General features: G+C 59.0%; 3 protein-coding genes. All 3 read left to right on the top strand.

Features of this window, described 5'->3' with window-relative positions:
* Window positions 1–517: ABC transporter substrate-binding protein (locus WA367_RS16645; protein WP_336057893.1), on the top strand; the 517-nt coding region annotated here is incomplete at its 5' end.
* Between the two features lie 204 nt (window positions 518–721).
* Window positions 722–1,666, top strand: a complete 945-nt coding sequence (locus WA367_RS16640; protein ID WP_336057892.1) for an ABC transporter permease — start codon at window positions 722–724, stop codon at window positions 1,664–1,666.
* The coding region (locus WA367_RS16635) for a dipeptide/oligopeptide/nickel ABC transporter permease/ATP-binding protein (protein WP_336057891.1) at window positions 1,666–3,411 on the top strand (1,746 nt) is incomplete at its 3' end. The genes WA367_RS16640 and WA367_RS16635, both read left to right, overlap by 1 nt.

The raw sequence follows: 3,411 nt of genomic DNA, 5'->3' as shown, positions 1-3,411 counted from the left end.
GGCAGGCTATGACGGTGAAGAGCTGACCTTTTACGTCACCGAAGGCGGCTCGGGCATGCTCGACCCGATCGCCATGGGCACCGCCATTCAGGCTGACCTGCAGGCTGTCGGCATGAATGTGAAGATCGAGACTTATGAGTGGAACACCTTCCTTGGCAAGGTTAATCCCGGTCTTGAGGGCAAGGCCGACATGGCGGAAATGGCGTGGATGACCAATGATCCCGACACGCTGCCCTTCCTTGCTCTTCGTTCGGAAGCCTGGCCAGACAAAGGCGGTTTCAACTCAGGTTACTACTCCAATCCGCAGGTCGATGAACTGTTGAACAAGGCACGCACTGCCACCGATCAGGCAGAACGAGCCAAACTCTACAAGGAGATGCAGACCATCGTGCAAGACGATGCACCCTGGGTTTTCGTTGCCAACTGGAAGCAGAACGCCGTCACGGGCGCAGGCGTGGAGAACTTTAAGCTCCAACCGTCCTTCTTCCTGATGCTGCAGGATGTTGCCAAGCCTTGAGGACGCAGATGCTCCAACCCTCATCCTCCTGACATACTTGGGGATGAGGGGGAGACATGCCCCGAATGACGTGGATGTCAGGCAGAGCGAGACCAGCAACGCGTCCCGCGACACCAGCCGACATCCCTCACCCCATACTGAGCCTGCCGAGGGGTGAGGACGAGTTCGAAGGCTCCGGATAAAACTTCCAGCAGGACCCCAACCATGGCGACCTATATAGCCAAGCGTCTACTCGCCGCGATCCCCGTCCTGTTCGGGTTGTCGATCATTGTCTTCCTGATCATGGCGATGATACCGGGTGATCCGGCAACAGCCATTCTCGGCTCCTATGCAACTCCGGAAAATGTCGCCAAGCTCAATGCTGATCTCGGCCTCGACAAGCCACTGCCGCAACAATATCTGATCTGGCTTGGGAACCTTCTGCAAGGCGATCTGGGCCGCTCCTATGCGCTTAACCGCCCTGTCCTTGATGAAGTTCTGGAACGCTTTGCAGCGACACTTGTTCTGGCGGGCACCGCGCTGGTGCTTTGCTCGATCCTTGGACTCCTTGCCGGGGTCGTCTCTGCAGTGCGCCAGTATGGTCTGGCAGACAAGGTGATAACCGTTGTTGTGCTGATTGGCATTTCAACGCCCGCCTTCTGGCTGGGATTGCTCCTCATTCTTGTCTTTGCCGTCAAGCTGCGGCTTTTCCCCGCCAGTGGCATGTATGCGATTTATGGTGGCGGCGACCTGCCGGACCTGCTCTACCACCTGTTTCTCCCGGCTCTGACCCTTGCCGTAGTGGCGACTGGCGTGATCGCGCGCCTGACCCGCACATCCATGCTGGAAGTCCTGCGGCAGGACTATATCCGCACAGCCCGCGCAAAGGGGCTGACGGAACGCCGCGTCATCTATCGCCACGCGTTCAAGGCAGCACTTGTGAGCGTCATTCCGGTAATCGGTATTCAGGCCGGTTTTGTTTTGGGCGGTGCGGTCTATGTGGAGACTGTTTTTCAGTGGCCTGGAATTGGCTCCATGCTGGTCAATGCCATTTCCACACGCGACCTGCTGCTGGTGCAAGGTGGCGTTCTTGTCGTTGCCTCGGCTTATGTCTTGTTCAATCTCGCCGCCGACGTGGCGCAGACCATTCTTGATCCGAGGTTGCGCTGATGACTGAGGCTGTCTCCACGGCAGCGGTGGCCAAACACCGCAAATCCAGCAGACCGAGTTCTCTTCGCCTCCTGTTGAACAATGTGCTGGCAACGACCGGGCTCGCGGTATTGGTTCTGATCATCATCATTGCGCTAGTGGCACCGCTGTTGCCCCTCCCGGATCCAGATGCCACCACTCCGGCAGACCGTTTGCTGCGCCCGCTTTCGGATGGCCATCTCCTCGGGACGGATGCGCTCGGGCGGGATGCGTTGTCGCGCCTCGTTTGGGGCACACGCGTCAGCCTTGCCGTAGGTATTTCGGCCACCTTGATCGCCGCCTTCTTCGGCTCGTTGATCGGCCTTGTCGCGGGCTATGTCGGCGGGCGCGTCGATGCACTCTTGATGCGCGGCATCGATATGGTGATGGCCTTCCCCTACATCCTTCTGGCACTGGCCATTGTTGCAGCTCTCGGGCCTGGGCTTTTGAACGCGCTTTATGCCATCGCCGTGGTCAACATTCCTTTCTTTGCGCGCAATATCCGCGGCATCACCATTGGTCTTTCGCGGCGGGAATTCGTCGACGCTGCGCGACTATCGGGAAAATCCAACGCCAGCATTCTGTTCAGCGAAATCCTTCCAAACGTGCTCCCGGTCATCATCATCACCATGTCCACCACGATTGGCTGGATGATACTTGAAACGGCTGGCCTTTCCTTCCTCGGTCTGGGAGCGCAACCGCCGCAGGCCGACCTCGGCTCCATGCTTGGCGAGGGACGAAAAATACTGTTCACCGCACCGCATGTCTCCATCATTCCCGGCCTTATGATCTTCGTGCTTGTAATGAGCATCAACCTTCTAGGCGATGGAGTGCGTGACGTACTGGATCCGAGGTTGAAATCAGGGGCGCTGACCCGCCCCGTGGCGCGCACGACTGTCGAGCGGAAGGAGATTCCAGAGGAGCGCAAGCATCCAGACAGCACGCTGGAGGTCTCCGATCTCAAGACCGAGTTCCAAATTGGCAGCGACATCTATCGCGCCGTGGGCGGCATTGACCTCCACCTCAAGCCGGGAGAATGCCTGGGCATCGTAGGGGAATCGGGTTCCGGCAAATCGGTAACGGCCATGTCGCTGATGGGATTGGTGCCGACACCGCCAGGACGCATCACCAGCGGTGCTGCGTGGCTTGAGGACGAAGACCTTTTTGCTGCCAGTGACGAGCGCATTCGACAATTGCGCGGCGCCGATGTCGCGCATGTCTTCCAGGACCCGCTCTCCACCCTGCATCCGCTCTTTACGATTGGCGATCAGCTCACCGAGGCCTTGATGGCACACCGGCCAATGAAGCGAGCGGAAGCGAATGCGCGTGCCGCGGAACTGTTGCGACTGGTACGTATCACCAATCCCGCCGAGCGGCTGAAGTCCTATCCGCACGAATTGTCGGGCGGCATGCGTCAGCGGGTATGCATCGCAATGGCGCTCGCCAATGACGCGAAGGTGATTATCGCCGACGAACCAACCACCGCCCTCGATGTGACGGTGCAGGCGCAGATTCTATCGCTGATGGATGCGCTGCGACGCGAAAGCAATGCGGCAATCCTCTTCATCACCCATGATTTCGGCGTCGTTTCCGCCATCTGCGATCGGGTAGCGGTGATGTATGCGGGCCGCATCGTGGAGACGGGCACAACGCGGGAGGTTCTGGAAGCACCTGCTCACCCATATACGCGCAAGCTGATCGATTGCGTCCCGGTTCTGGGAGCGCCC

The organism is Nitratireductor sp. CH_MIT9313-5 (genome assembly GCF_037029545.1).
Taxonomy (GTDB): Bacteria; Pseudomonadota; Alphaproteobacteria; order Rhizobiales; family Rhizobiaceae; genus Chelativorans.
This window is presented reverse-complemented; position numbering and strand designations above follow the sequence as displayed.